Origin of the sequence: Pseudoblastomonas aquimaris, from assembly GCF_035481675.1 — a bacterium.
Lineage (GTDB): Bacteria > Pseudomonadota > Alphaproteobacteria > Sphingomonadales > Sphingomonadaceae > Alteriqipengyuania_B.
In genome coordinates this window covers 149,277-173,730 of record NZ_JAYJJW010000002.1, presented here as the reverse complement: position 1 = coordinate 173,730, position 24,454 = coordinate 149,277, and the positions used below count along the sequence as shown (strand labels likewise).

22 protein-coding genes are annotated in these 24,454 nt (G+C 64.2%); 8 read left to right on the top strand and 14 right to left on the bottom strand.

All coding sequences use genetic code 11. The features are described from left to right. Nucleotides 1–5 precede the first annotated feature (5 nt). Together ubiG and VCJ71_RS10845 are read left to right on the top strand one after the other, a co-directional pair. Nucleotides 6–755, top strand: a complete 750-nt coding sequence (gene ubiG / locus VCJ71_RS10850; protein ID WP_324641145.1) for a bifunctional 2-polyprenyl-6-hydroxyphenol methylase/3-demethylubiquinol 3-O-methyltransferase UbiG — start codon at nucleotides 6–8, stop codon at nucleotides 753–755. Continuing rightward, entirely contained in the window at nucleotides 752–1,255 is a 504-nt protein-coding gene (locus VCJ71_RS10845; protein WP_324641143.1) for a DUF2721 domain-containing protein, read from the top strand. The genes ubiG and VCJ71_RS10845 overlap by 4 nt, the downstream gene beginning before the upstream one ends. Before the next feature lie 3 nt (nucleotides 1,256–1,258). Here the strand turns inward: VCJ71_RS10845 and VCJ71_RS10840 are convergent, their stop codons facing one another. From VCJ71_RS10840 to VCJ71_RS10820, 5 genes are read right to left on the bottom strand one after another with little or no spacing between them, the layout of a single operon-like run. Further along, complete coding sequence (locus VCJ71_RS10840; RefSeq protein WP_324641523.1) at nucleotides 1,259–1,606, bottom strand: arsenate reductase; 348 nt, start codon at nucleotides 1,604–1,606, stop codon at nucleotides 1,259–1,261. After that, nucleotides 1,600–1,998 (bottom strand): hypothetical protein, encoded by a 399-nt coding sequence (locus VCJ71_RS10835; protein WP_324641141.1) that lies wholly within the window; start codon nucleotides 1,996–1,998, stop codon nucleotides 1,600–1,602. The genes VCJ71_RS10840 and VCJ71_RS10835 overlap by 7 nt, the downstream gene beginning before the upstream one ends. Next, nucleotides 1,995–2,477 carry a crossover junction endodeoxyribonuclease RuvC gene (gene ruvC, locus VCJ71_RS10830; RefSeq protein ID WP_324641139.1) on the bottom strand — a complete coding sequence of 161 codons (483 nt, stop codon included), beginning with the start codon at nucleotides 2,475–2,477 and terminating at the stop codon, nucleotides 1,995–1,997. Before ruvC ends, VCJ71_RS10835 begins: the two co-directional genes overlap by 4 nt. Before the next feature lie 10 nt (nucleotides 2,478–2,487). Further along, on the bottom strand, nucleotides 2,488–2,838 hold the full coding sequence (locus tag VCJ71_RS10825) for a DUF3147 family protein (RefSeq protein WP_324641137.1): 351 nt from the start codon (nucleotides 2,836–2,838) through the stop codon (nucleotides 2,488–2,490). After that, nucleotides 2,838–3,584: a YebC/PmpR family DNA-binding transcriptional regulator gene (locus VCJ71_RS10820; protein ID WP_324641135.1), complete on the bottom strand. Its 747-nt coding sequence runs from the start codon at nucleotides 3,582–3,584 to the stop codon at nucleotides 2,838–2,840. The genes VCJ71_RS10825 and VCJ71_RS10820 overlap by 1 nt, the downstream gene beginning before the upstream one ends. Here VCJ71_RS10820 and VCJ71_RS10815 point away from each other — a divergent pair. Further along, complete coding sequence (locus tag VCJ71_RS10815) at nucleotides 3,583–4,422, top strand: CPBP family glutamic-type intramembrane protease (RefSeq protein WP_324641133.1); 840 nt, start codon at nucleotides 3,583–3,585, stop codon at nucleotides 4,420–4,422. The two genes, VCJ71_RS10820 and VCJ71_RS10815, sit on opposite strands and share 2 nt — an antisense overlap. Here VCJ71_RS10815 and VCJ71_RS10810 read toward each other — a convergent pair. From VCJ71_RS10810 to VCJ71_RS10800, 3 genes are read right to left on the bottom strand one after another with little or no spacing between them, the layout of a single operon-like run. Further along, complete coding sequence (locus tag VCJ71_RS10810) at nucleotides 4,332–4,772, bottom strand: hypothetical protein (RefSeq protein ID WP_324641131.1); 441 nt, start codon at nucleotides 4,770–4,772, stop codon at nucleotides 4,332–4,334. The genes VCJ71_RS10815 and VCJ71_RS10810 overlap by 91 nt on opposite strands. After that, on the bottom strand, nucleotides 4,769–5,116 hold the full coding sequence (locus tag VCJ71_RS10805) for a heavy metal-binding domain-containing protein (RefSeq protein ID WP_324641128.1): 348 nt from the start codon (nucleotides 5,114–5,116) through the stop codon (nucleotides 4,769–4,771). Before VCJ71_RS10805 ends, VCJ71_RS10810 begins: the two co-directional genes overlap by 4 nt. A 25-nt stretch (nucleotides 5,117–5,141) precedes the next feature. After that, nucleotides 5,142–5,378 carry a DUF2312 domain-containing protein gene (locus VCJ71_RS10800; protein ID WP_290136663.1) on the bottom strand — a complete coding sequence of 79 codons (237 nt, stop codon included), beginning with the start codon at nucleotides 5,376–5,378 and terminating at the stop codon, nucleotides 5,142–5,144. A gap of 228 nt (nucleotides 5,379–5,606) precedes the next feature. Here VCJ71_RS10800 and pyk point away from each other — a divergent pair, with 228 nt between their 5' ends. Together pyk and VCJ71_RS10790 are read left to right on the top strand one after the other, a co-directional pair. Beyond that, nucleotides 5,607–7,058 carry a pyruvate kinase gene (gene pyk, locus VCJ71_RS10795; protein WP_324641126.1) on the top strand — a complete coding sequence of 484 codons (1,452 nt, stop codon included), beginning with the start codon at nucleotides 5,607–5,609 and terminating at the stop codon, nucleotides 7,056–7,058. Between the two features lie 155 nt (nucleotides 7,059–7,213). Next, nucleotides 7,214–9,580, top strand: coding sequence for a TonB-dependent receptor (locus VCJ71_RS10790; RefSeq protein WP_324641124.1), 2,367 nt, complete (start codon nucleotides 7,214–7,216; stop codon nucleotides 9,578–9,580). A gap of 60 nt (nucleotides 9,581–9,640) precedes the next feature. Here VCJ71_RS10790 and gltX read toward each other — a convergent pair whose 3' ends face one another. The 3 genes from gltX to VCJ71_RS10775 form a co-directional block, all read right to left on the bottom strand. Continuing rightward, nucleotides 9,641–10,990 carry a glutamate--tRNA ligase gene (gene gltX, locus VCJ71_RS10785; RefSeq protein ID WP_324641123.1) on the bottom strand — a complete coding sequence of 450 codons (1,350 nt, stop codon included), beginning with the start codon at nucleotides 10,988–10,990 and terminating at the stop codon, nucleotides 9,641–9,643. A 27-nt stretch (nucleotides 10,991–11,017) separates the two neighbouring features. Then, nucleotides 11,018–11,350 carry a hypothetical protein gene (locus tag VCJ71_RS10780; RefSeq protein ID WP_324641121.1) on the bottom strand — a complete coding sequence of 111 codons (333 nt, stop codon included), beginning with the start codon at nucleotides 11,348–11,350 and terminating at the stop codon, nucleotides 11,018–11,020. A gap of 116 nt (nucleotides 11,351–11,466) precedes the next feature. Beyond that, nucleotides 11,467–13,134: an NAD+ synthase gene (locus tag VCJ71_RS10775; RefSeq protein WP_324641119.1), complete on the bottom strand. Its 1,668-nt coding sequence runs from the start codon at nucleotides 13,132–13,134 to the stop codon at nucleotides 11,467–11,469. Nucleotides 13,135–13,310: 176 nt separating this feature from the next. On the opposite strand from VCJ71_RS10775, the gene VCJ71_RS10770 reads away from it, so the two are divergent. From VCJ71_RS10770 to VCJ71_RS10760, 3 genes are read left to right on the top strand one after another with little or no spacing between them, the layout of a single operon-like run. Continuing rightward, on the top strand, nucleotides 13,311–14,579 hold the full coding sequence (locus tag VCJ71_RS10770; protein WP_324641117.1) for a pilus assembly protein TadG-related protein: 1,269 nt from the start codon (nucleotides 13,311–13,313) through the stop codon (nucleotides 14,577–14,579). Beyond that, nucleotides 14,576–15,049, top strand: a complete 474-nt coding sequence (locus VCJ71_RS10765) for a TadE/TadG family type IV pilus assembly protein (protein ID WP_324641115.1) — start codon at nucleotides 14,576–14,578, stop codon at nucleotides 15,047–15,049. The genes VCJ71_RS10770 and VCJ71_RS10765 overlap by 4 nt, the downstream gene beginning before the upstream one ends. Further along, nucleotides 15,049–15,453, top strand: a complete 405-nt coding sequence (locus VCJ71_RS10760; protein ID WP_324641113.1) for a TadE/TadG family type IV pilus assembly protein — start codon at nucleotides 15,049–15,051, stop codon at nucleotides 15,451–15,453. The genes VCJ71_RS10765 and VCJ71_RS10760 overlap by 1 nt, the downstream gene beginning before the upstream one ends. Before the next feature lie 112 nt (nucleotides 15,454–15,565). Here the strand turns inward: VCJ71_RS10760 and rpoC are convergent, their stop codons facing one another. The 3 genes from rpoC to rpoB are packed head-to-tail and all read right to left on the bottom strand — an operon-like array spanning nucleotide 15,566 to nucleotide 24,374. Next, nucleotides 15,566–19,924, bottom strand: coding sequence for a DNA-directed RNA polymerase subunit beta' (rpoC, locus tag VCJ71_RS10755; protein ID WP_324641111.1), 4,359 nt, complete (start codon nucleotides 19,922–19,924; stop codon nucleotides 15,566–15,568). Continuing rightward, nucleotides 19,921–20,166: a hypothetical protein gene (locus VCJ71_RS10750; protein WP_324641109.1), complete on the bottom strand. Its 246-nt coding sequence runs from the start codon at nucleotides 20,164–20,166 to the stop codon at nucleotides 19,921–19,923. Before VCJ71_RS10750 ends, rpoC begins: the two co-directional genes overlap by 4 nt. Beyond that, entirely contained in the window at nucleotides 20,163–24,374 is a 4,212-nt protein-coding gene (rpoB, locus tag VCJ71_RS10745) for a DNA-directed RNA polymerase subunit beta (protein ID WP_324641107.1), read from the bottom strand. Before rpoB ends, VCJ71_RS10750 begins: the two co-directional genes overlap by 4 nt. Nucleotides 24,375–24,454 lie beyond the last annotated feature (80 nt).

Here is a 24,454-nt window from a genome sequence, read left to right as displayed (position 1 = left end):
CCGTCATGGCGAATGCAAATGTCTCGGATGCAACCAGTGGCGCAACGATCCGTCCCGAAGAGGCGCAGCACTTCGGCGCCCTGGCGCGGGACTGGTGGGACCCGAAGGGCTCCTCCGCCATGCTGCACCGCCTAAACCCGGTGCGCCTCGGCTTCATCCGCGAGGCGGTGGACCTCCATTTCGGGAGCGACGCCTACGGCTACGCGCCGCTTTCGGGAAAGAGCGCGCTCGACGTCGGTTGCGGGGCTGGCTTGCTGTGCGAACCGCTGTCGCGGCTCGGCGCGGACGTCACCGGGGTGGACGCGGCGGCGGAAAATGTCGCGGTGGCGCAGGCGCATGCCGATGCGATGGGACTTGCCATCGCATACCGCCACGGGGAGCTGGGCGAGCTAGGCCTCGGCCAGTTCGACCTCGTCACCTCGATGGAAGTGATCGAGCACGTGGCGGACAAGGGCGCCTTCATCGCCGCGCTGACGGACTGCGTGGCCGATGACGGCCTGCTCGTGCTTTCCACCCCGAACCGCACGCTCGCCAGCCGCGCGCTGCTGGTCGGCGCGGCGGAAGCGGTCGGCGCAGTGCCCAGGGGCACGCATCACTGGGAAGATTTCATCACGCCCGACGAGCTCGAACAATTGCTGCACGCCGCCGGTTTCACGGTCACGGACTGCAGGGGCATCGCCTTCAACCCCGCGAAGGGCTTCACCCTCTCCGCCAATCGCGACCTCAATTACATCCTTTCGGCCCGCCGCGCATGATTGCAGAACTGCTCGCCGCAGCTGGCGACAGCCTGATCGAACGGACATCCAGCACGCTGCGGGTGCAGAACATCGTTCAGCTGTCGCTCGCGCCGGTGTTCATGCTCGCAGCGATCGGCGCGGTGCTCAACGTCATGAACATGCGCCTGACGTGGATCGTGGAGCGGGTCGACAAGCTCGAGAAGCGCGAGGAAGAAGGGCGCACCGATCGCGAGATCGAGGAGCTGCCGGCGCTGCGCCGCCGCCAGAAATATGCCCACGACGCAATCAACCTCAGCACCGGGGCCGGCCTGCTGATCTGCGTGGTCATCATCCTGCTGTTTGTCAGCGCCTTCATCCGCACCGCCATCGGGACATGGGTCGCCGCCACGTGGATCACCGCGATGGTGCTGGTGTCGGGCGCGCTGCTGATGTTCCTGCTGGAAACGCGCCTCGCCACGCGTTCGGCCCGCGAGATGCGCAGCCTTTCCCGCCGCATCGAACGGCGCGAGCGGGACTGAAGTTCAGAGGTAGGCGTTTTCCCAGATCGTCTCGTTGAAGCCGACATCGGTCTGCCCGTCATGCGCGACGACGGGCCGCTTGATCATGCTGGGATGCGCCACCATCAGTTCGACCGCCTTGTCGCGGTCCAGCCCTTCCTTGTCGGCGTCGTCCAGCTTGCGGAAAGTGGTTCCGCGGCGGTTGAGCAGCACTTGCCAGCCGACCGCATCGGCCCACTCGCCGACCATGTCGCGGGACGGCGGCTCCTTCTTGAAGTCGTGGAACGTGTGGTCGAGACCCTTCGCCTCCAACCACTTGCGCGCCTTTTTCACCGTGTCGCAATTGGGAATGCCGTAAAGGTCGATCATGATCCGTTTCCTTCGGGGGGAGCCTGAAGCCCGATGGCTTTCATCGCCACCGTCTGCACCATCATTACGGCCAGCCAGTGCAGTACGATGCTCAGGATGGCCCACCATTCCAGGCGGGCCATGGCGAGATAGACGACGGCCGATGGCGCGACGAAGCCGATCCAGATGATGAACGCGGTGCCGAGCGCCATCGTCCATGGCCCGGCCTTGTCCGGCGCGAGGATCAGGGCCCCGGCGAGTATTGCGGCAATCCAGAATTCGCACAGGGCGATCAGGGCGAAAGTGCCGACAGAGGGCGCCGGCACTTCGAAGAACGCCACGAAGGCCCAGCCGATGGCCAGGCCGAGCAGCGTTGCCACACCGATCGGCAGCAGGTTCTTCAGGATATAGATCATCGATGCGGTTCCGTGATGCCCAGATGCGCGCTCGCGATGGCGACGGCAAGCGCGTCGGCCGCGTCGGCACCCGCCACCTGGGCGCCGGGGAGCAGCACTTTCAGCATGGCCTGCACCTGTGCCTTGTCCGCGGCGCCGGTGCCGACGACCGCTTTCTTGACCAGCCGCGCGGCGTGTTCGCTGACCGGGATCGATGCGCGGCCGCATGCGGCAAGCACCGCTCCGCGGGCCTGCGCCAGCTTCAGCGTCGACTGCGGGTTCTTGTTGAGGAAGACTTCCTCGATCGCAGCGCGGTCCGGCGCGTGTGAGGCCAGTACCGCGTAAATGGCATCGTGCAGGTGGTGCAGCCGGTCCGCCATCGGCGCCTTCGCGTCCGTCTTCACCTGCCCGTTGGCGACATGGCTCAGCCGCGCGCCCTCGCTGCGCACCACGCCCCAACCGGTACAGCTGAGCGAGGGATCTAGGCCGATGATGATCACAAGACAGCGATCACAGGCGGATGCCGAGCCGCGGCCCGAAATGCGCCATGAGGAGGTACAGCACGATCGTGAGCGCACAGCCCGCGGCGAGTGCCAGCCAGAAGCCGACCCCGCTGCGCATCAGCCACGGGATCAGCAGGAACATCGGCAGGCTGGGCAGGACGAACCAGAAGGTCGCCTCGCTATGGCGCGCCATGTTCTCCATGTCGGGCCGGGCATGCCATAGGAATATCATGCCTAGGATCGATACGAGCGGCAGGCTGGCGACCAGCGCCGCCATGGCCGGCAATCGCTTGCCGATCTCGGCAATCGCGGCGATCATCGCCCCGGCCAGCAGGGCCTTGGCGATGAGGGTCCACATTATCCGCCGACCTGCTCCATCACCTCGTCGGAAATGTCGTAATTGCCCCACACGGTCTGCACATCGTCGTCGTCGTCCAGCACGTCGATGAGCTTGAGCAGCGTGGCGGCGTTCTTTTCGTCCATATCGACGGTGAGGTTGGGCTTCCACGCCAGCTTGACCGTCTCCGCCTCGCCCAGCGTCCCTTCGAGGTCGCTCGCGACCTGGTGGAGATCGTCGGCCGCGGTCCAGATCTCGTGGCCGTCATCCGTGCTGGCGATATCCTCCGCGCCCGCTTCCATTGCCGCTTCCAGCACCTTGTCCTCGCTCCCGGCATCGGCGGGATAGACGATCAGCCCCAGCCGCTCGAAACCGTGGACCACGCTGCCTTCGGTGCCGAGATTGCCGCCGTGCTTGGAAAAGGCGGTGCGCACGGCGGTGGCGGTGCGGTTGCGGTTGTCGGTCAGCGTTTCGACGATGATCGCGCTGCCGCCGGGGCCGTAGCCTTCGTAACGCACTTCCTCATAATTATCGCCGTCGGTCGCCGACGCCTTGTCGATCGCGCGCTGGATGTTGTCCTTCGGCATCGACTGGGCCTTGGCCGCGTTCACCGCGAGGCGCAGGCGCGGGTTCATGTCCGGATCGGGCATGCCCATCTTCGCCGCCACGGTGATTTCGCGGCTGAGCTTGGAGAAGAGGTTGGAACGCTTCTTGTCCTGCGCACCCTTGCGGTGCATGATATTCTTGAACTTGGAATGGCCTGCCATGGTATCGCTTGAACCTGTGGTGGATGAAATCGGGGGCCGCAATAGCCGCATGACGATGGATACGACAAGCCCGCCGATGGGCGCGGACGGGGCTGCGTCCGGCAAGCCCGCCATAGCTGCAACGATGCGCGATGAATGGCGCCGCTTTGCCGGCTTCCTGCGCCGGCCCGTCCTGCCGGAAGAACAGGTGCGGGTCGGTGGCAGCGGGTTGGCCGCGATCTTCCGGATGCTGGGGCTCGACCTGCTGCTAATGGCAGGCCTGGGGGTGATTGCAATGCTGGTCATCGCTGCGGGCGTGGAGCTTCCCGAAACCGCGCTGGCAGGCATGGAGATAGAGATCGGCCTCGCGCTGGCGGTCGTGATCGTTGCGCCGCTGGTGGAAGAAGTGCTGTTCCGTGGCTGGCTATCCGGCAAGCCCGGGCGCGTTGCGGCCTTGCTCGCCATCCTGGGCGGGGCGGCGCTCGGCGGCGTGCTGACGGCCACGGGCCCGCAGAGCGATGTGCCGGGACCGGCCATGCTCGCGACCGGCGGCGGCATCGTGCTGGCGGTGATCTTGTTTATCGGCTTGCGAAATTACGACGCGCCGCAATGGTACCGCAGGGCGTTCCCGATCTTCTTCTGGCTGAGCACGCTCGCCTTTGCGTTCATCCACGTCTTCAATTTCGAAGGCGCGGAAATGCTCGCCGCTCTGCCGCTGGTGCTGCCGCAATTCATCACCGGCTCGATCCTCGGCTACATGCGCGTGCACTATGGCCTGTGGTCGAGCATCGTGCTGCACATGCTGCACAACGGCGCCGCCCTGTCGCTGGCATACACGGCGACGGAGCTTGCCGCGTAGTCGAGGATTGCCGCCCAGTCGGTGTCGTTTTCCGCCTGACGCCGCAAGACCGTGCGCCCGCTGACGAAGAGTTCGACATCCACCGGGCCTGCATCGCCGCCTTCCATGAGGCAGGCGCTCAGCTCGATGACGTCGTCCTTGCGGTTGGCCGACAAGGCATTCCATCGTTCCAGATCGATCAGCCCGCGCACCGGCGAAGGCTTGACCTTCTGGAAGTCGTTCTCGCGATAAAGCATGTTGCAGGCCTGCATCCGGGCCGTCCTGTCCTCGAACGAAAGCGGCATGTCGACCGAAGGCCGACCGCACGCGGCGACGCAGACGATCAGGACCGCCGGCAGGACCTGCTTCAAATTGTCACCGCCGTACCGCTGGCGCTGACCATCAGCATAGAGCCGGTATCGCCGATCACCTCGTAATCGAGGTCGACGCCCACCACCGCATTGCCGCCCACGCGGCCGGCCTCGGCCTGCAGCTCCGCAATCGCCTGCTCGCGCGCGTCGCGCAGGATCCGTTCGTAGCTGCCCGAGCGGCCGCCCACGATATCGCGGATATTGGCGAACAGGTCACGGAAAAGATTGGCGCCGACGATTACCTCGCCGGTCACGATGCCCCGATATTCCTGGATCGGCCGCCCCTCCAGCGTGGGCGTCGTGGTGACCGGAAAGTGGCTCGCGTCCTTGTACTGCGGGGGCATTTTCGTCTCCTCTTGGCTGGGCCGCCTATGCCATGCCGAGCGCGGCCTTGTATGTATCGAGCACCATTTCCTGCTCGCTGCGGTCGTCGGGCTTCATCTTCCGCAGGCGGACGACCTGGCGCATGATCTTGGGGTCGTATCCGACCGCCTTGGCTTCGGCATAGACGTCGCGGATGTCGTCGGCGATGCCCTTCTTCTCTTCCTCGAGGCGCTCGATCCGTTCGATCAGCAGGCGCAGGCGGTCGTCGGTGGCATCGGCCATTTCGTATCTCTCTTCTCTATCCGGGTGAATCGGTTGGCGGCCTGATAGCGAGAGCGGGCGCGGGGGTGAAGCGCGCAATCCCCGGCCCGGTCGGAGGCCGGCAAACCCGTGCGCAAGCCGAATCGGCGGCATTCGAATGCAGGCGCGCGCCGCCATACGCTTGCTTGTCTTGCGCCTGCATGCTGCCATAGGGTCGGCGAAACGCAGCCATCCGGAGTTACGCAGCACATGGCACAGATCGATCCGCGCGACCGCAAGGTGAAAATTCTCGCCACGGTCGGCCCTGCCAGCCGCGATCCGGCCATGCTGCGCAAGTTGCTCGATGCCGGGGCCGACGCCTTCCGCATCAACATGAGCCACGGCGAGCGCGACATCCACGGCGACACGATCAAGGCGATCCGCGACCTCGAAAAGGAAACCAAACGCCCGATTGCGATCCTGTGCGACCTCCAGGGCCCCAAGCTGCGCGTCGGCACGTTCAAGGACGGCAAGGCGGTGATCCGCCATTCCGGCCACTTCACGCTCGACCGCAAGGACGAACCGGGCGACGAAACCCGCGTCCAGCTGCCGCATCCCGAACTCTTCGGCATCCTCGAAAAAGGCCAGCGCCTGCTGATCAACGACGGCAAGATCAAGCTGCGCGTGATCCGGGCCGACGAGAACGAGATCCTGACCAGTGCCGAAGTCGGCGGGGTCATTTCCGACCGCAAGGGCGTGAACGTACCCGATGCCGAAGTGCCGATCCCGGCGCTGACGAAGAAGGACCGCACCGACCTTGCCTATGCGATGGACCACGGCGCGGACTGGATCGGCCTCAGCTTCGTACAGCGCGGGGAAGACCTGGCCGAAGCCCGCCGCCTGATGGGCGGGCGCGGCGCCCTGTGCGCCAAGATCGAGAAACCGGGCGCGGTCAACCGCCTCGCCGAAATCCTCGAACTGGCGGACGGCGTGATGGTGGCCCGCGGGGACCTCGGCGTGGAGCTTGATCCGCAGGACGTCCCGCCGATCCAGAAACGCATCGTCAATGCGGCGCGCGAGCTGGGCAAGCCGGTGATCGTGGCAACGCAAATGCTCGAGAGCATGATCGAAAGCCCCGCGCCGACCCGTGCCGAGGTCTCCGACGTCGCCAACGCGGTCTATGACGGTGCCGACGCGGTGATGCTGAGCGCGGAAACCGCGGCCGGCGAATGGCCCGAAGAAGCGGTGCGGATGATGGACCGGATCGCGGCTTCGGTCGAAGCCGACCCTGCCTATGCAGAGCGGGTGCATTTCCACCAGCTCTCCGCCCACCCCACCACCGCCGATGCGCTCAGCCATGCCTGCATGACCATTGCGCAGACGGTGCAGACGGCGGGCATCATCGTGTTTACGGGTTCCGGCAGCACGGCGCGGCGCGTGGCCCGCGAACGGCCTGCGGTGCCGATGTTGGTGCTCACCCCCTCCACCGCCACCGCGCGCCGTACCGCGCTCCTGTGGGGTGCGCATTCTGTCACCACCAAGGACATCGGCAGCTTCGAGGAGATGATCGCCAAGGGCAAGCGGATGGCGCTGCGCCACGGCTTCGGCAAGGCGGGCGCGAAGCTGATCGCGCTGGCAGGCGTCCCCTTCGGCACGCCGGGGTCCACCAACCTCCTCCATGTTGTCACCCTGCAGGGCAACGAGCTCGACGGCCACGCTTGAGCGCAGTCGCGCAACGTCGCGGCGAAGCTGCGGTAGCGGCCAAAATGCCACACGCCGCAACGGTACTGTAACAAAATTTAATCGCGCGCTTGAATTTTGCTGTGTTGCCTCGTTAAGGCGGCGGGGCATACGAATGCATTGAGGAGAGAGAACTCATGAAATTCCTTGGACGCTCCACCACGTCGCTGACTGCGCTTGCCCTGACGGGTGCAGGCATGGTCGCCCTGCCCTCCGCCGCGCTGGCGCAGGATGCGCAGAACTACGATTCCGACGCCGCCACGCCGGGCGAGGCGCAGGAGCCGGAAGGCCGGCAAGGTCGCCAGAGCACGCTCGACGATCTCAGCGGCGTGATCGTGGTCACCGCGACCAAGACGGAAGACGCCGAAGAAGTGCAGGACGTGCCGCTGTCGGTCACCGCCTTCAACTCGCAGAGCCTCGACGCGCTCAAGGTGCGCGACGTGCAGTCGCTGACCTACTCCGCGCCGAACGTCTCGCTCGACCAGGTCGGCACCAGCCGCGGTACGGCGAACTTCTCGATCCGCGGCCTCGGCATCAACTCCTCGATCCCGTCCATCGACCCGACGGTCGGCGTGTTCGTGGACGGCGTCTATCTCGGCGTGAACGGCGGGGTCGTGTTCGATCTCTTCGACCTAGACAGCGTGGAAATCCTGCGCGGTCCGCAGGGGGTGCTGTTCGGCCGTAACGTGACCGGCGGCGCAGTGCTCCTCAACACCGGCAACCCGACGGAAGATTTCCAGGGCAAGTTCCGTGCGGCCGTCGACGGCCCGTTCGTGGACGACCGCGGCGGCGCCAACTACTACGTCAGCGGCGTGGTGTCCGGCCCGCTGGTGGAAGACACGGTGCTGTTCAAGCTGGGCGCCTATTACAACAACGACGAAGGGTATTTCACCAACCTGTTCGACGGGTCGAACCAGGGTGCGGCGGAAACCTACATCGTTCGCGGCGCGCTCGAACTTCGCCCGCGCGACGATGTGACCCTTCTGGCCAAGGTCGACTTCTTCGATTCGACCGGTGACGGGCCCGCCGGCCAGAACCGCGGCCTTTTCCGCCGTGACACGTTCGATATCTCGATCGACAACCGCGGCAGCTACGACACCGAAATTACCACGGCCAGCCTCCGCGCGGACGTGGAAGTCGGGCCGGGCACGCTGACCAACATCTTCGGCTATCGCGATTACAATTCCGAAACCGATGGCGACATCGATTCGCTGCCGATCTTCGGGTTCCACTCCACGACCGAGTTCACGCAGGAGCAGTATTCCAACGAACTGCGCTACGCGATTTCCGAGGCCGATTACGACCTCACCTTCGGCACGTTCTACTTCACGCAGGACATCGGCTATACCGAAGTGCGCGACCTGCCCCCGCTCAGCCCGCTGACTTTCTATGGCGGCGGCACGCAGGAACATACGGTGCTGGGCGCGTTCGCCTCTGCCAAGTACTACCTGACGGAGCGCCTCAGTGTGCAGGCCGGCCTGCGCTGGTCGCGCGAAGAGAAAGACGACACGGTCACCTACATCCGCCCGCGGCCGATGTGTTCCGTGGTCGACGGAACCTGCCCGACCAGCGGCCGGAACCCCTTCATCCCGACCGAGAACAACGGCTTCGAAGACGGCAATGTCTGGGAAAACCTCAGCCCGAAGCTCGGCCTGCAGTACGAACTCGACAATGCGCAGGTCTATGCCTCGTGGACCCGCGGTTATCGCTCGGGCGGCTACAACTTCCGCATCACCAATGCGAACGTCTTCGAGAACGTCGTGGTCCCGGCAACGGACGGCAATTTCTACTTCGACGAAGAGCAGGTCGACAACTACGAGCTCGGCGCGAAATTCCAGAGCATGGACGGCCGGATCACGCTGAACGGCGCGGTATATTACACCGACATCGCCGACATGCAGCGCGAAGTGAACCAGTCCAGCCCCACCGCGGGCGTCAGCCAGTTCATCCTGAACACGGCCGATGCCTCGATCTACGGCGGTGAGCTCGAAGGCCGCTTCCGCGTCCTCGACAGCCTGCTGCTGACCGGCAACATCGGCATCATTGATGCGAGCTATGACGAAGTGCGCTTCGACATCTCCGGCGACGGGGTGATCGATGGCAAGGACCTGGCGCTGAAACTCCCGCGCGTGCCGGATCTCACCTGGGGCCTGGGGCTGATCCACGAATTGTATCTCGGTTCGGACAGCGAAATCCTGACCCGCGTGAACTTCCAGCATCGCGACGAGTTCGCCTACACCGACAGCAACCTCGGTTACATCCAGGAAGCCGACATGCTGGACGTGAACATCACGTGGAACACGCCGATGGAAGGGCTCAGCTTCTCGATCTACGGCAAGAACCTGCTCGACGAAGTGCAGGCCGGCGGCGACACGCAGTTGCCGTTCGGCGGCCCGCTGTCGACCGGCCAGGCGGTGCCCTTCGCGTTCTTCCCGCAGGGCGGCACGCTCTCGCCGCTGAGCAAGGGCCGCACGCTGGGTGCGGAAGTAACCTTCGAATTCTGACGCAGCGCAGGTACGAAGCCGAAAGGGGCGGTCCGGCAACGGGCCGCCCTTTTTCGTCGCCTAACGGCCGGCGGCGCGCTCCAGCCGGGCGCGGGCCTCGTCCTCGCCGATCAGCGGGAGCAGGGCCCCCATGTCGGGTCCCGAAGGACGCCCGGTAAGGGCGAGGCGTAGCGGCAGGAAGAGTGCTTTGCCCTTGCGGCCTGTGCTGTCTTTCAGCGCGCCGGTCAGCTGCCCCCACGGATTGTCGCCCCATTCGAGCGCGCCGGCCGCTTCGCCGACATAGGCGCGATCTTCGTCGGATAACTCGGCTTGCTCGACGGGACCGGTGACGACCTGCCACCAGTCGATGACTTCGCTCGCCTTCTCAAGGTTCGGCCGGATCGCAAGCCACGCCGCCTCGGTGAAGCCGTCGGGCAGATAGCCGCGCACCCGTTCGAACGGCAGCTGGTGGACGATCTGCGCGTTGATCCGGTGAAGCTCGGTTTCGTCGAATTTTGCCGGTGCTCGGCCGAATGTCGACAGGTCGAAGGTATCGACCAGCGCGCCGCGATCCGCGATCGGTTCGACCGGCTGCGATGTGCCGAGCCGGGCCAGCATCGCCACCAGCGCTTCGGGCTCATAACCTTGCGCGCGAAAGTGATCGCAGCCCAGCGAACCGAGGCGCTTGGAGAGCTTCCCTTCGCTCCCGACCAGCAAGGCTTCGTGCGCAAAAGAGGGCATTTTTGCTGCACCAGCTTGTGCAGTAATAAGTGCGGTAAACATTTGAATTTGCACGGCAGTGTTGGAGACATGATCCTCCCCGCGCAGGATGTCGGTCACGCCCATGTCGAGATCGTCGACCGCGCTCGGGAGCATGTAGAGCCAGCTACCGTCGGCGCGCCGCACCACCGGGTCTGACAGTTGTGCCGGACCGAATTTTTGCGGTCCGCGAACGCGGTCGTTCCACTCGATCGGCGCGTCGTGATCGAGCTTGAAGCGCCAGTGCGGAGCAATCCCTTCAGCCTCTTTCGCGGCCCGCTCCTCGTCGCTCAGTGCAAGCGCCCCGCGGTCGTAGATGGGCGGCTTGCCGCGTCCGAGCTGGATTTTGCGCTTGAGCTCGAGTTCCTGCGACGTCTCGTAGGCGGGATAGATGCGTCCCGCAGCCTTCAGCGCCTCGAATGCAGCATCGTACAACTCCAGCCGCTTCGACTGCCGCGCCTCCCCGTCCGGTTCCAGCCCGAGCCAGGCCAGGTCTGCGCGGATGGCATCGACATACTCCTCACGGCTGCGTTCGGCATCGGTGTCGTCGATGCGCAAGAGGAAGCGCCCGCCGTGCTTCTTCGCCAGCATCCAGTTGTGCAGCGCGGTGCGGATATTGCCGACATGGAGGCGGCCGGTCGGGGAAGGCGCGAAACGGGTAATCGTGGTCATGCGCGCGGCCTTAGCGCGGGCATGGTCCTATTGCGAGAAGAGCGTGACGCTGTGATCGCCCCCCTCGAACAGCAGCCCGTTCTCCGCCGTGCGCGATACAGCGGGGCTGCTGCCGAACACGGCATCGAGCGCTTCTTCCGCGGGGTAGCGTCCGCGGTCGCACACGGCGATCGGAACCGCTTCGGTGGACATCCTCCCATTCGTGTATGTGTAGGTCCAGGTGCCGCCGACGCATTGGGAGCCGTAGCGGATCGTGTCACCGGTGATGGCCACGGTGATGGCCCATCCCAGGTCGACCTCCGCTCCGTCCGTGCCGGAGACCCTGTAGTTCCCGACGAGGGAGGCCGGCGCGTTGCCCACGGCGATCTTATCCTGGGAAGCGACGGGCTTGGTCGCAGGGTCTCCGCTCGGCACAGCGGCCTGCTGCCCGCAGCCGGCGAGTGCGCAAGCGAGTGCGGCTATCGGCACCCGCCCCATCATCCGCTGCGGAAGCCGTGCGTTATCGGATACCGCCGGTCGCGGCCAAAGTTCTTCATCGTGAGCTTGACCCCCGGCGGGGCCTGGCGGCGCTTGTATTCGGCGAGGTGGAGGAGATGTTCGATCCGTTTCACGGTGGCGCGGTCCAGCCCTTCGGCGGCCAGCGTGTCGACCGACTTGTCCTGCTCGATCAGGCCGTGGAGGATCCGGTCGAGCACGGGATAGGGCGGCAAGCTGTCGCTGTCCTTCTGATCCGGGCGCAGTTCCGCGCTGGGCGGCTTGTCGATGATGTTCTGCGGGATCACCTCGCCCCCCGGCGCACCGTCCACGGCAACCCGCGGGATCGCCGTATTGCGCCACGCACACGCTTTGAACACGGTCATCTTGTAAGCGTCTTTGAGCGGGTTGTAGCCGCCCGCCATGTCACCGTAGATCGTGGCATAGCCGACGCTCATCTCGCTCTTGTTGCCGGTGGTAACCAGCATCGGGCCGAACTTGTTCGACAGCGCCATGAGGGTCACGCCGCGGATGCGCGACTGGATATTCTCTTCGGTGAGATTGACCTCTGTATCGGCGAAGTCTTCTTCCAGCATCGCGTCGAAACCGGCGATGGCGGGCTGGATCGGAATGATCGAATAACGGACGCCCAGCGCCTGCGCGCAGGCCTTTGCATCGTCGAGGCTGGTGTCGGACGTGTAGCGGCTCGGCAGCATCACGCACCACACGCGGTCCGCGCCCAGCGCATCGACGGCGATGGCGGCGCAGGCCGCACTGTCGATACCGCCCGACAGGCCGAGCAGCACACCTGAAAACCCGTTCTTGTTCACGTAATCGCGCAGGCCCACGGTCATCGCGCACCACACGTCTTCCGGATATGGGGCGAGGCTGGCGAGCGTTTGGGGTTCGCAGCGCCAGCCGCCGGTCTCGCGCCGCTGCCACTCAGTGATGGCGAGTGCCTCATCCCAATCGGCCATCTGGAGGTAGACCTCGCCATCGTCTCCCACCACGAAGCTGGCCCCGTCGAACACCAACTCGTCCTGCCCGCCGACCCGGTTGAGGTAGGCCATCGGCACGCCCGTTTCGTCGGCACGCTTGCAGGCGACCTGCTCGATCCTGAGCTCGTCCTTGTCGATTTCGTAGGGGCTGCCGTTGACGCACAGGAAGATTTCCGCGCCCGCTTCGGCAAGGTGCTTGCACACCTCGGGATGCCAAACATCCTCGCAGATCGGCAGGCCGAGCGAGACCCCGCGGAATACCACCGGCTCCGGCAGCGGGCCGGGATCGAACAGGCGCTGCTCGTCGAACGTGCCGTAATTCGGCAGTTCGTGCTTGTGCCGGATCGCGGACACTTCGCCGCCGTCGAGCAGGGCCACGGAATTGTAGAGCATTTCGCCCTCGCGCACGACCGTGCCGACCAGCATGGCCGGGCCACCGTCCGCCGTATCCTTCGCCAGTTCCTCCAGCGCCGCCGCCGCCCGCTCGATCAACGCGGGGCGCAGCACGAGGTCTTCCGGCGGATATCCGATGATCTGCATTTCGGGAAAGACTACCAGGTGCGCGCCCGCCGCTTTCCCCCGCCAAGCGCGCATGGCAGCGACATTGGCGTCGATATCGCCCACGCGCTGGTCGATCTGGGCAAGGGCGATGCAAAGCCGGTCGGTAGCCATGAGACGTGTGTGCCCCCAATGCGCCGGCAGGGCAAGTAAGGACGCCGATGTGCGCTTTCCGCACGCTGCAAAGGTTAATTTCGCCCTAACGTTTACTTTATTTTCAGTATCTTGGCGTACCTATCGGTGACCTTCCCCGCCCTATACCGCACGGTGTGATGACAAGGATTGCCTCGATGGGATTGAAAAATCGCCTGGCCAAGCTGCGCAGCGGCGCCCGCACCCTGTGGAAGGATACCGGCGGGCAGTCGTTGATGATCTTTGGCCTGATGGCCGTACCGCTGTGCGGTGCCGTCGGCATCGGGCTGGACGTGGCGCAGTGGACGGTCTGGAAACGCCAATTGCACAGCGCCGCGGATGCGGCTGCGCTGGCAGGTGCCACGGCCCGCGCCGAAGGAAAGAATGTTGACCAGGCCGTGAAACGCTCCCTGGCCCTCAACAACTTGCGCACATTTACTACCAAGGCGATCGAGAATGCGCCGACTACCGGCAGCTACAAGGGCGATGCCACCGCGGTGCGCGTCGTGCTCGAAACGAGCCAGCAGCTCGGGTTTTCGGGCATGTTCCTGAAGAAGACGCCGGCGCTGCAGGCCGAAGCGACCGCGATCGCCGCAAACGAGGTCGCCAATTGCGTGATCACGCTGGATACCTCTGGCACCGGTCTCACGATCAGCGGCAGCGCGACGGTCGACATGGACTGCGGCATGTCTTCGAACTCGGACGCGGACATCACCAGCAGCGATCCCGTCTCCGCCGGGGCGATCTCCGCCGTCGGAAATATCAACACCGGTGGGGGCCTTTCGACGGACACCAAGCTGAATCCCGGCATCCAGCCCGTGGCCGATCCGATGGCCAGCAAGGTACCGGATCTTTCGACCGCACTGCCGTGCACTTCCAACTATTGGCCGCTGGTCAAGAGTAATTGGACTGCCTCGCCAGGCTGTTACAACGGCATACAGATCAGCGGCGGCATCGTGACCCTCGAACCGGGCGTTTACTACATCGGCGAAAAAGGCATCAAGATTGCCGCCGGGGCAACCTTGCAGGGTGCGGGTGTGACCCTGGTGTTCACCAACTTCTCCTCGCCCTTCAACGATACGAAGGTCGGATCCTTTGATGCGAACGGTGGTGCCACGATCAAGTTGTCCGCGCCCACATCGGGCACCTGGGCCGGCATCCTGATGTACCAGGACCGGCGCGCGGCGTACAAAAGCACGCAGTCGATGAATGTCACCGGCAACACGCTTTCTGCCTATCAGGGGGTGATTTACGCGCCGAGCAACGAAGTGAAATTCACCGGCAACAGCTCGATGAGCACGCCGTGCATGCAGATCGTCGCCAAATACGCCAGCTTCGAAGGCAATACCTCGGTCAGCAACAGCTGCCCGGCCGGGTCAGGCGCGTCGTCCTTCGGCGGCAATGTCCTCCTGAGGCTGGTGGCATGACGAAGCTGTTTTCCTCCCTCCGCCGCCTGTGCGGCAACGAAGACGGCGTCGGGGTGATCGAGACCGCGATCCTTGTCCCCGTCCTCACCTTCATGGCGCTGGGCTTCGTGGACCTGACGCTCGGCTTTTCGGAGAAGCTGAAGGTCCAGCAATACGCCCAGACCGGCGGCGAACTGATCGTTGCGAATATCGCCGATGTCCCGACGGACTCCGACATCAAGACGCAGCTGGCGGCCGCCAGCGGATTGCCCCAGTCGGCGTTCACGATAACGCGCTGGACCGAGTGCAACGCGGCGAAAATCAACTTCAAAGCCAAATGCGCCGATGTCAGCGCGGTTGCCGCGAACTTCGTCAAGATCGACGTGGTGAAGACTTACAAGCCAATTCTGGGCGACATCGGCCCCTACGGCTATATCGGCGACACCTCGCTCAAAGGCGCGATTACCATTCGCGTGCCGGAGGACGTTTGATGGACAGGTTCTTCAACCGCATCCGCGAGGACGAGGCCGGCGCGCCGCTGGTCGAATTCGCTCTGACCCTGCCGATCATCATGGTACTCTTCATGGGCACGTTTGGCATCGGCAACTACATGTTCGCCAAGAACGCGGTGAACCATGCCGTGGACGAGGCGGCGCGTACCGCATCGATCTATCCCACGCCGACCGATAACGCTATCAAGAGCGCCTATACTGCTGCCCTTACGCGGGATTTCTCCGCAGACGGCGGCACCACCTTCACGCCGACCCACGGCGCGTCGGGCACTATTAAATACGTGGACCTCAAGGCCACCGCATCGATCCATGTGGATTTCGCATTCTACACGAAAAAGGGCGTCAAGATCGAAGCCAAGCGGCGGGTATTCCTCGCCAACTGAGCTTCCGGCTGCCGCCCATCCCGCGCAGCCGGAAACCAACGTAAAAGCCCCGCCGGAGGATCGCTCCGGCGGGGCTTTATGTTGGTCGGTCGGCTAGCGATCCGAAGCGCGATTACTCGCCGTCGGTGGGCTCCTGCGTCGGCTCGTCGGAAGCGGCATCGCTGCCTTCTTCCTTGGCTTCTTCGGTCAGGTAGTCACCGGCATCTTCATTGGTGCCGTCGGTTTCACCCATAGCCGCGCCGATCGGCGTATCGCCGGTCTGTGCTGCCACGTCGTCCTGCGCCAGTTCGGCCTCGTGCTCTTCCTCGGCCGTATCGGCCAGCACCAGCGCTTCCTGCATCTTGCGATACTGGGCGCGCAGCGCGGCGTCGCGGCTGGAGGCGGTCACGCGGACGCGGTTCATGCCCGCACCGGTCCCGGCGGGGATGAGGCGGCCGACGATCACGTTCTCCTTGAGACCGATCAGCGAGTCCTTCTTGCCTTCGACCGATGCCTGCGTAAGCACGCGGGTCGTTTCCTGGAAGGACGCGGCAGAGATGAAGCTGCGGGTCTGGAGCGATGCCTTGGTGATGCCCAGCAGGATCGGGGTGCCCTGCGCATGCTTCTTGCGCGGGGCAAGCTTGGCATTGGTTTCCATCATCTCGGCATAGTCGACCTGCTCACCCGGCAGCAGCGTGGTGTCGCCGCCATCGGTGATCTCGACCTTCTGCAGCATCTGGCGCACGATCACCTCGATGTGCTTGTCGTTGATCTTCACGCCCTGCAGTCGATAGACTTCCTGGATCTCGCTGACGAGATATTCGGCCAGCGCTTCCACGCCCAGCACTTCCAGGATGTCGTGCGGGTTCGGGCTGCCCGAAACCAGCGTATCGCCCTTCTTGACGAAGTCGCCTTCCTGCACGTCGATCACCTTGGTCTTGGCGATCAGGTACTCAACCGGATCACCCTCTTCCGGGATGATCGCGATCTTGCGCTTGGCCTTGTATTCGCGGACGAATTCGACCTTGCCGCTGATCTTGGCGATGACCGAAACGTCCTTCGGCATACGCGCTTCGAACAGTTCGGCCACACGCGGCAGACCGCCGGTGATGTCGCGGGTCTTGGCGGCTTCGCGGCTGGCACGGGCGAGGATGTCACCGGCCTGCACTTCCTGGCCGTCCTCGACCGACAGGGTCGTGCCTGGCGCCAGCATGTAGCGCGCGGCATTTTCCTCGTCGCCATCCGTCCCCTTGGCACCTTCACCGAGCAGGGTGAGGCGGGCCCGCAGGTCGTCCTTCTTGGAACGGCCCGTGGCGCGATACTCGGTGACCACGCGCTGGGCGATGCCGGTGGCTTCGTCCACGCGCTCTTCCAGCGTCTTGCCTTCGACCAGGTCCTGGTACTTCACCACACCGGCCTGTTCGGTGATGATCGGCAGGGTGAACGGATCCCATTCCGCCAGCCGGTCGCCTTCCTTCACCTTGGCGCCATCCTTGTGCATCAGGACGGTACCGTAAGGCAGCTTGTGGATTTCCCGCTCGCGGCCCTCGGCGTCGATCACCAGCAGTTCGCCATTGCGGGCGAGGCTGAGGATACGGCCCTTCTTGTCCTTGATCGTCGGCATGTCGCGATACTGGACGGTGCCGTCGCTGGTGGCTTCGAGGTGGCTGGTTTCGTTGACCTGCGCCGCGCCGCCGATGTGGAACGTCCGCATCGTCAGCTGGGTGCCGGGCTCGCCGATCGACTGCGCGGCAATGACGCCGACAGCCTCGCCGATGTTGACCGGCGTACCGCGGGCAAGATCGCGGCCGTAGCAGGTCGCGCAAACGCCCTGTTCGGCTTCGCAGACCAGCGGCGAACGGATCTTCGCCTGCTGCACTTCGGCAGCCTCGATCTCCGTCACCATGGCTTCGTCGATCAGCGTGTTCTTCTTGACGATGACCTCGTCCGTCGCGGCGTTGACGATGTCTTCCGCCGTGGTCCGGCCGAGAATACGCTCGCCGAGCGAAGCGATCACGCTGCCGCCCTGAACGATGGCACGCATTTCGAGCGCGTTCTTGGTCTTGCAGTCCGTTTCCACGATGACGCAGTCCTGCGACACGTCGACGAGGCGGCGGGTCAGGTAACCCGAGTTCGCCGTCTTCAGCGCCGTGTCGGCCAGGCCCTTGCGGGCGCCGTGGGTGGAGTTGAAGTATTCAAGAACGGTCAGGCCTTCCTTGAAGTTCGAGATGATCGGCGTTTCGATGATCTCGCCCGACGGCTTGGCCATCAGCCCGCGCATACCGGCGAGCTGCTTCATCTGCGCCGGCGAACCACGCGCACCCGAATGGCTCATCATGTAGATCGAGTTGATCTGCGCCTCGCGGCCGTCTTCGTCCTTCGGCGTCGCCTTGATCTTGTCCATCATGGCGTTCGCCACCGTGTCGCCGCAACGGCTCCACGCGTCGATCACCTTGTTGTACTTTTCCTGCTGGGTGATCAGGCCGTCCTGGTACTGCTGCTCGTAATCGGCAACCAGCGCCTTGGTCTCCTCGATCAGTCCGTCCTTCTCGTGCGGGATGATCATGTCGTCCTTGCCGAAGGAAATGCCGGCCTTGAAAGCGTGGCGGAAGCCCAGCGTCATGATCGCATCGGCGAACAGCACCGTGTCCTTCTGGCCGGTGTGACGATAGACCTGGTCGATCACGTCGGCGATTTCCTTCTTGGTGAGAAGGCGGTTCACGACGTCGAAGGGCACCGTATGGCTCTTGGGCAGGCATTCGCCGATCAGCATGCGGCCCGGCGTGGTGTCCACGCGCTGCATGTACTCCTTGCCCTTCTCGTCCGTCTGCGGGACGCGAGTGGTGATCTTGGAGTGCAGCGTCACGGCGCCGACTTCCAGTGCCTGGTGAACCTCGGCGATGTCGGCCAGGATGCGGCCTTCGCCCGGCTCGCCGTCGCGGTCCATGGACAGGTAGTAGAGGCCCAGGATCATGTCCTGCGAAGGCACGATGATCGGCTTGCCGTTGGCGGGCGAGAGGATGTTGTTGGTCGACATCATCAGCACGCGGGCTTCCAGCTGGGCTTCCAGCGAAAGCGGCACGTGGACGGCCATCTGGTCACCGTCGAAGTCGGCGTTGAAGGCCGAACACACGAGCGGGTGCAGCTGGATCGCCTTGCCTTCGATCAGCACGGGCTCGAACGCCTGGATGCCAAGGCGGTGGAGCGTCGGGGCGCGGTTCAGCATGACCGGGTGTTCGCGGATGACTTCGTCGAGGATGTCCCAGACTTCCTTGCGCTCCTTCTCGACCCACTTCTTCGCCTGCTTGAGGGTCATCGACAGACCCTTGGCGTCGAGGCGGGCGTAGATGAACGGCTTGAACAGTTCGAGCGCCATCTTTTTGGGCAAGCCGCACTGGTGCAGCTTGAGTTCCGGACCGGTCACGATGACCGAACGGCCCGAGTAGTCGACGCGCTTACCCAGAAGGTTCTGGCGGAAGCGGCCCTGCTTGCCCTTGAGCATGTCGGACAGCGACTTCAGCGGACGCTTGTTGGCGCCCGTGATCACGCGGCCGCGGCGACCGTTGTCGAACAGGGCGTCGACCGATTCCTGCAGCATGCGCTTTTCGTTGCGGACGATGATGTCCGGCGCGCGCAGTTCCATCAGGCGCTTCAGGCGATTGTTGCGGTTGATGACGCGGCGATACAGGTCGTTGAGGTCGGACGTCGCGAAACGGCCGCCGTCCAGCGGCACCAGCGGGCGCAGCTCGGGCGGGATCACGGGCACGACTTCCAGGATCATCCATTCCGGGCGGTTGCCGGAATCGATGAAGCTTTCGACGACCTTCAGGCGCTTGATGATCTTGGCGGGCTTGAGCTTGGACTTGGTGGTCGCAAGCTCTTCCATCAGGTCGTCACGCTCCTGCTCCAGGTCGAGGTCCATGAGCATGAACTTGACCGCTTCGGCGCCGATGCTGGCGGAGAATGCATCTTCGCCGTACTCGTCCTGCGCCTCGATCAGCTCGTCTTCGGACAGCAGCTGGTACTTCTCCAGCGGGGTCAGGCCCGGCTCGGTGACGATGTAGCTTTCGAAATAGAGCACGCGCTCGAGCTGCTTCAATTGCATGTCGAGCAGCAGGCCGATGCGGCTCGGCAGCGATTTCAGGAACCAGATGTGCGCAACGGGCGCAGCCAGTTCGATGTGGCCCATGCGCTCGCGGCGAACCTTGGTCACGGTCACTTCGACGCCGCACTTTTCGCAGACGACGCCCTTGTACTTCATGCGCTTGTACTTGCCGCACAGGCATTCGTAGTCCTTCACCGGACCGAAGATGCGCGCGCAGAACAGGCCGTCACGCTCGGGCTTGAACGTGCGGTAGTTGATCGTTTCCGGCTTCTTGATCTCGCCGAAGGACCAGCTGCGGATACGTTCCGGCGACGCGATTCCGATCTGGATCTGGTCGAAAGTTTCCGGCTTGGCGAGCTGGTTGGTGAATTTCGTAAGTTCGTTCATTTCTGTGTTCCCTTCCGGGCATTCATATCTTCAGCGCGGTTCGGAACCATGGACACGCCGATGGCAGCCATGGCCAAGCCGATAAACGATACCAAGAATCCAGCGACTGTAATGACATCGCCGTGTTGGCCTGCGACCAAAAGCGCGCCGACCGCAGCCAATCCGCTACCTTGCATGGCGATCAGTCGGCTCCTCGGCATGACAATGATCTCGTTGAGGTAAGAAGTCATTTTTTCCATCATTCTGCCGCGATCTGCATACCGTCTTCGTCCTCGTCGCCGTCGGTGAGCGAGGACAGTTCGACGTTGAGGCCGAGGCTGCGCATTTCCTTCACGAGCACGTTGAAGCTTTCCGGGATGCCGGCCTCGAACGTGTCGTCGCCCTTGACGATCGCTTCGTAGACCTTGGTCCGGCCGATCACGTCGTCGGACTTCACGGTCAGCATTTCCTGCAGCGTGTAGGCGGCGCCGTAGGCCTGGAGCGCCCAGACCTCCATTTCGCCGAAGCGCTGGCCGCCGAACTGCGCCTTACCGCCCAGCGGCTGCTGGGTGACGAGGCTGTACGGGCCGATCGAGCGGGCGTGGATCTTGTCGTCCACGAGGTGGTGCAGCTTCAGCATGTAGATGTAGCCCACGGTCACCTTGCGGTCGAACGCGTCGCCGGTGCGCCCGTCGAACAGCGTGACCTGGCCGGATGACGGCAGGTTCGCTTTTTCGAGCATGGCCGTCACGTCGCTTTCTCGCGCGCCATCGAACACCGGGGTACCCATCGGCACGCCGTCCTTCAGCAGGCCGGCCATCTCGACGATTTCATCGGCCGTACGGCTTTCGATCTCGTCGTGATATTCCTCGCCGTAAGCGTCCTTCATCCGGTCGATGACCGCCTGCGGCGGCTTTGCTTTGTCCGGATCGGGATTGGCTTCACGCCATTCTTCCAGCGCCTGCGTGATCTGCTGGCCGAGGCCACGGGCAGCCATGCCGAGGTGCGTTTCGAAGATCTGGCCCACGTTCATGCGCGACGGCACGCCCAGCGGGTTCAGCACGATGTCGACCGGCGTGCCGTCCTCGAGGAACGGCATGTCTTCCTGCGGCAGGATGCGCGAAATCACACCCTTGTTGCCGTGACGGCCGGCCATCTTGTCGCCCGGCTGCAGCTTGCGCTTCACCGCGACGAAGACCTTGACCATCTTGAGCACGCCCGGAGCCAGCTCGTCGCCGCGCTCCAGCTTCTCCTTGCGGTCTTCGAACTTCTCGTCGATCCGCTTCACGCTCTCGTCGTACTGGGTCTTGATCGCCTCGACCTGGCCTTGCGTCTTGTCGTCGGCCACGGCGAACTTGAACCATTCGTGCTTCTCGACCGTGTCGAGCAGCGCGGCGTCGATCACCGTGCCCTTCTTCACGCCCTTCGGCGCGGCAGAAGCGGTCTGGCCTTCGAGCATGTCGGCAAGGCGGTTGTAGGTCGCGCGGTTGAGGATGGCACGTTCGTCCGCCGCATCCTTCTTGAGCCGCTCGATCTCCTCGTTCTGGATCGCACGCGTACGATCGTCCACCTCGATACCGTGGCGGTTGAACACGCGCACTTCCACCACCGTGCCGCTGGTGCCCGGGGGCAGGCGGAGCGAGGTGTCGCGAACGTCGCTGGCCTTCTCGCCGAAGATGGCGCGCAGGAGCTTTTCTTCCGGCGTCATCGGGCTTTCGCCCTTCGGCGTGATCTTGCCGGCCAGGATATCGCCCGGGTGCACTTCGGCGCCGATGTAGACGATGCCCGCCTCGTCGAGGTTGCGCAGCGCTTCCTCGCCGACGTTGGGGATGTCGCGGGTGATGTCTTCCGGACCCAGCTTCGTGTCGCGGGCCATCACTTCGAATTCCTCGATGTGGATCGAGGTGAACACGTCGTCCTTCACGATGCGTTCGCTGATCAGGATCGAGTCTTCGTAGTTGTAGCCGTTCCACGGCATGAACGCGACGAGGCTGTTCTTTCCCAGCGCCAGTTCGCCGAGGTCGGTCGACGGGCCGTCGGCGAGGATTTCGCCGGTTTCGACCACGTCGCCCACCTTCACCAGCGGGCGCTGGTTGATGCAGGTCGACTGGTTGGAGCGCTGGAACTTCTGCAGCGTGTAGATGTCCACGCCGCTCTCGCCTTCTTCCACGTCACCCTGCGCACGGATCACGATCCGGGTCGCGTCGACCTGGTCCACGATGCCGCCGCGCTTGGCAGAAATCGCCGCGCCGCTGTCACGCGCCACGGTGGCCTCCATGCCGGTGCCGACGAACGGCGCTTCGGCCTTCACCAGCGGCACGGCCTGGCGCTGCATGTTCGAACCCATCAGCGCGCGGTTGGCGTCATCGTTTTCCAGGAACGGAATGAGCGATGCGGCCACCGAGACGAGCTGCTTGGGCGAGACGTCCATCAGCGTGACATTCTCGTTCGGGGTCATCACAAATTCGCCGTTTTCGCGGGCCGAGACCAGCTCTTCGACGAACTTGCCGTCCTTGTCCGTGTCGGCCGAAGCCTGCGCCACGGTGTGCTTCTGCTCTTCCATGGCGGAGAGATACTGCACATCGGAGGAGACCTTGCCCTCCTTCACCTGGCGATACGGCGTTTCGATGAAGCCGTACTTGTTGACGCGCGCGAAGGTCGACAGCGAGTTGATCAGGCCGATGTTCGGGCCTTCAGGCGTTTCGATCGGGCAGATGCGGCCATAGTGCGTCGGGTGGACGTCGCGGACTTCGAAGCCGGCACGCTCACGGGTGAGACCGCCCGGGCCGAGTGCGGAAACGCGGCGCTTGTGGGTGACTTCCGACAGCGGGTTGGTCTGGTCCATGAACTGCGAGAGCTGCGAGGAACCGAAGAACTCGCGCACGGCAGCCACGGCGGGCTTCGCGTTGATGAGGTCATTCGGCATCACGGTGCTGACATCGACCGAGCTCATGCGCTCCTTCACGGCGCGCTCCATGCGCAGCAGGCCGACGCGGTACTGGTTTTCCAGCAGCTCGCCCACCGAACGGACACGGCGGTTGCCGAGGTTGTCGATGTCGTCGACCTCGCCCTTGCCGTCCTTCAGGTCGACAAGTTCCTTCACCACGGCAAGGATGTCTTCCTTGCGCAGCGTGGTGACGGTGTCTTCGGCGTCGAGGCCGAGGCGCATGTTCAGCTTCACGCGGCCCACGGCAGACAGGTCGTAGCGGTCGCCATCGAAGAACAGGCCTTCGAACAGCGCTTCGGCGGTTTCCTTGGTCGGCGGTTCGCCCGGGCGCATCACCTTGTAGATCGCCTCGAGGCCTTCCTCGCGGTTTTCGGCCTTGTCGACCTGCAGCGTGTTGCGGATCCACGGGCCGGTGGTGACATGGTCGATGTCGAGCAGTTCGATCGCGTCGACGCCGGCGTTGTCCAGCTTCTCGAGGTTCTCGGGGCCGACTTCCTCGCCAGCTTCGACATAGATGCGACCGGTCTTCTCGTCGATCATGTCATAGGCGGCATAACGGCCGAAGATTTCCTCGGTCGGGATCAGCAGCGTATCGAGCCCGTCCTTTTCCGCCTTGTTGGCGGCGCGCGGGCTGATCTTCTTGTTGGCGGGGAACACTTCCTCGCCGGTCTTGGCATCGACAAGGGCGAAGGCCGGCTTCGCGCCGCGCCACTGTTCGGCCACGAACGGGATCGTCCAACCGGCAGCATCGTCGGCGCCCTTGGCACCGGCGGCGCGCTTCCAGGTTACGCGGTCATAGAAATGCTCGAGGATTTCCTCGGCGGTCAGGCCGAGGGCGTAGAGCAGCGCGGTGACCGGCTGCTTGCGCTTGCGGTCGATGCGGACGTTGACGATGTCCTTGGCGTCGAATTCGAAGTCGAGCCAGCTGCCGCGGTAGGGGATCACGCGCGCGGCGAAGAGGTACTTGCCGCTGGAGTGGGTCTTGCCGCGGTCATGGTCGAACAGCACACCCGGCGAACGGTGCATCTGCGACACGATCACGCGCTCGGTGCCGTTGATGATGAAGGTGCCGTTGCCCGTCATCAGCGGCATGTCGCCCATGTAGACGTCCTGCTCCTTGATATCGAGGACGGAGCGCGTCTCGGTTTCCTGGTCCACCTCGAAAACGATCAGGCGCAGCGTGACCTTCATCGGGGCGGCGTAGGTAATGCCGCGCTGGCGGCATTCGGTGGTGTCGTATTTCGGCGGCTCGAGCTCGTAGTGCACGAAGTCGAGTTCGGCGGTGCCGGCGAAGTCGCGAATGGGGAAGACGCTGCGGAGCGTCTTTTCGAGGCCGGAGACATAATCGATCGAGGGATCGGAGCGCAGGAACTGCTCGTAGCTTTCGCGCTGGACTTCGATCAGGTTCGGCATCGGGATGACTTCGTGCACGTCGCCGAAGATCTTGCGGATGCGCTTCTTGCTTGCGCCGCCCCGGTTGTTGAGGGCTGCGTTGGGGGCTGTCTTGCCGGCCTTGGTCGCCATAGAAATAAGTCGCCTTGCGTATCTCTGCCGCGCGCAAACGCTACGCCCGGCGGGGTGATTCGGTCATGCGGGGTGAGCCA

Coding starts and splice junctions, on each gene's coding strand:
- ubiG (WP_324641145.1), top strand. CDS start 6: ATGGCGAATGCAAATGTCTCGGATGCAACCAGTGGCGCAACGATCCGT.
- VCJ71_RS10845 (WP_324641143.1), top strand. CDS start 752: ATGATTGCAGAACTGCTCGCCGCAGCTGGCGACAGCCTGATCGAACGG.
- VCJ71_RS10835 (WP_324641141.1), bottom strand. CDS start 1,998: ATGATCTATATCCTGAAGAACCTGCTGCCGATCGGTGTGGCAACGCTG.
- VCJ71_RS10825 (WP_324641137.1), bottom strand. CDS start 2,838: ATGTGGACCCTCATCGCCAAGGCCCTGCTGGCCGGGGCGATGATCGCC.
- VCJ71_RS10815 (WP_324641133.1), top strand. CDS start 3,583: ATGGTATCGCTTGAACCTGTGGTGGATGAAATCGGGGGCCGCAATAGC.
- VCJ71_RS10820 (WP_324641135.1), bottom strand. CDS start 3,584: ATGGCAGGCCATTCCAAGTTCAAGAATATCATGCACCGCAAGGGTGCG.
- VCJ71_RS10805 (WP_324641128.1), bottom strand. CDS start 5,116: ATGCCCCCGCAGTACAAGGACGCGAGCCACTTTCCGGTCACCACGACG.
- VCJ71_RS10800 (WP_290136663.1), bottom strand. CDS start 5,378: ATGGCCGATGCCACCGACGACCGCCTGCGCCTGCTGATCGAACGGATC.
- pyk (WP_324641126.1), top strand. CDS start 5,607: ATGGCACAGATCGATCCGCGCGACCGCAAGGTGAAAATTCTCGCCACG.
- VCJ71_RS10790 (WP_324641124.1), top strand. CDS start 7,214: ATGAAATTCCTTGGACGCTCCACCACGTCGCTGACTGCGCTTGCCCTG.
- gltX (WP_324641123.1), bottom strand. CDS start 10,990: ATGACCACGATTACCCGTTTCGCGCCTTCCCCGACCGGCCGCCTCCAT.
- VCJ71_RS10775 (WP_324641119.1), bottom strand. CDS start 13,134: ATGGCTACCGACCGGCTTTGCATCGCCCTTGCCCAGATCGACCAGCGC.
- VCJ71_RS10770 (WP_324641117.1), top strand. CDS start 13,311: ATGGGATTGAAAAATCGCCTGGCCAAGCTGCGCAGCGGCGCCCGCACC.
- VCJ71_RS10765 (WP_324641115.1), top strand. CDS start 14,576: ATGACGAAGCTGTTTTCCTCCCTCCGCCGCCTGTGCGGCAACGAAGAC.
- VCJ71_RS10760 (WP_324641113.1), top strand. CDS start 15,049: ATGGACAGGTTCTTCAACCGCATCCGCGAGGACGAGGCCGGCGCGCCG.
- rpoC (WP_324641111.1), bottom strand. CDS start 19,924: ATGAACGAACTTACGAAATTCACCAACCAGCTCGCCAAGCCGGAAACT.
- VCJ71_RS10750 (WP_324641109.1), bottom strand. CDS start 20,166: ATGATGGAAAAAATGACTTCTTACCTCAACGAGATCATTGTCATGCCG.
- rpoB (WP_324641107.1), bottom strand. CDS start 24,374: ATGGCGACCAAGGCCGGCAAGACAGCCCCCAACGCAGCCCTCAACAAC.